Origin of the sequence: Lutibacter sp. (assembly GCF_041562875.1) — a bacterium.
In the GTDB taxonomy this organism is placed as follows: domain Bacteria; phylum Bacteroidota; class Bacteroidia; order Flavobacteriales; family Flavobacteriaceae; genus Lutibacter.
Window position 1 is genome coordinate 1 of sequence record NZ_JBFFOE010000187.1, and the last position, 1,834, is coordinate 1,834.

The window sequence follows — 1,834 nt, forward strand, 5'->3', positions numbered from 1 at the left end:
CCACCTGGGTTTTTAGGTTTTCCTTTAAAATAAATATAAGTACGTGTGTGTTTTTCAATATCAAACATACGGTTTTCCAATCCTGGATTTTCCTTTAATAGTCTGTTTAATACTTTCATACTTTGACATTTGTTGTTTTTTGCATTACTTGAAGGTTTTTCTAAATCACTATCAGTGTACACATAAAAATCACTCATGTCAATTGTTGCAACTTCTTGATTTGGTACAACTTCGTCAGAATTTGGCTGGCAGGCAACTACAGCTAATGCTAATATTGCCAAGGGAAAAATAAGTTTTTTCATCTTGAATCTAGATTATTTAGATTAATAATTTTCTATTTCGGGATGAATATATTAAAGTTACGCTAAAAAAAAATAACAGTAAAATAATATCTAAAAAAATAACAATGATGCAAAATAATTATCAGAAACAACCATATATGGTGGTCTGTTGAACATTTAACAAAGCATTCTTTTTGCTCTTATCAAAGCATCGCATAATAAATCAATTTCTTTATAAGTATTGTAAAATGAAAAAGATGCTCTAATGGTTCCAGGTATTTTATAAAAATCCATAATAGGTTGCGCACAATGGTGGCCAGTTCTCACTGCAATTCCCAATTTATCTATAATTGTACCTATATCATACGGGTGAATTTCTCCAATATTAAAAGAAATTACAGCTGTTTTATGTTGTGAAGTTCCATAAATTTTTAAACTTTCAATTTGAAGTAATTTTTTGGTGGCATATTGAAGTAATTCATTTTCATAAGAAGCAATGTTATCAAAACCTAACTCATTCATATAGTCTATTGCAACTCCAAAAGCAATAACACCAGCAATATTTGGTGTACCAGCTTCAAATTTATGAGGTAAATCTGCATATGTGGTTTTTGCAAAAGTAACCTGTTTAATCATTTCACCACCACCTTGATAAGGAGGTAATTTATTTAGCCATTTCTCTTTTCCATATAAAATACCAACACCAGTTGGTCCACAAAGTTTATGAGCTGAAGCTACATAAAAATCAACATCTAATGCTTGTAAATCAGGTTTTATGTGAGGGCAGCTTTGAGCACCATCAATTAAAACAGCTGCGCCAATATTGTGAGCTTTATCTATAATTTCTTTAATAGGATTTATGGTTCCTAAAGCATTTGAAACGTGATTTACAAATACCAGTTTTGTTTTTTCAGAAAGTAATTTGTCGTATTCATTCATTACTAATTCACCTTCCAAATTCATAGCAATTACTTTCAAAATAGCACCAGTTCGTTCACACAACATTTGCCAAGGCACTATATTTGAATGATGTTCTAATGCAGAAACAATAATTTCATCGCCTTCATTTAATAAAGAAGTAAAACCAGTAGCAACTATATTTATACTGTGTGTTGTGCCTGCGGTTAATATAATTTCATGGCTTTTTTTAGCATTAAAATGATGTTGTAATTTAATGCGAGCTTCCTCAAAGGCATTTGTAGCTAATTGACTTAAAGTATGGACGCCTCTATGAATATTCGCATTAAAAGTGGAGTAATAATTAACAATACTATCAATAACAACTTGTGGTTTTTGGCTTGTGGCAGCATTGTCTAAATAAACGAGTGGTTTTCCATTTACTTTTTGAGATAATATTGGAAAATCAGCTCTTACTTTTTTAATATCTATCATTTTCTTTTTTTAGAATGATTCTAAATACAAAATTACAAAATAGCTTTTATTTTAAAGGTTGTAAATTTTAAAATCTTAACGTAAATTTTAAAATATAGCTGATTTATCAGAAGGTTAAACATTTTTCGCAAAAAACAACTTCGCTTAAAGAAAATGCTAAA

1 protein-coding gene and 1 pseudogene are annotated in these 1,834 nt (G+C 29.7%); both read right to left on the minus strand.

Going from position 1 to position 1,834, the window contains the following annotated elements; all coding sequences use genetic code 11:
- Positions 1-302 (minus strand): annotated as a pseudogene (locus ABY863_RS13520) (zinc metalloprotease); the annotation flags it as partial.
- A gap of 156 nt (positions 303-458) precedes the next feature.
- Positions 459-1,673 (minus strand): aminotransferase class V-fold PLP-dependent enzyme, encoded by a 1,215-nt coding sequence (locus tag ABY863_RS13525; protein ID WP_372795708.1) that lies wholly within the window; start codon positions 1,671-1,673, stop codon positions 459-461.
- Positions 1,674-1,834: the final 161 nt, after the last annotated feature.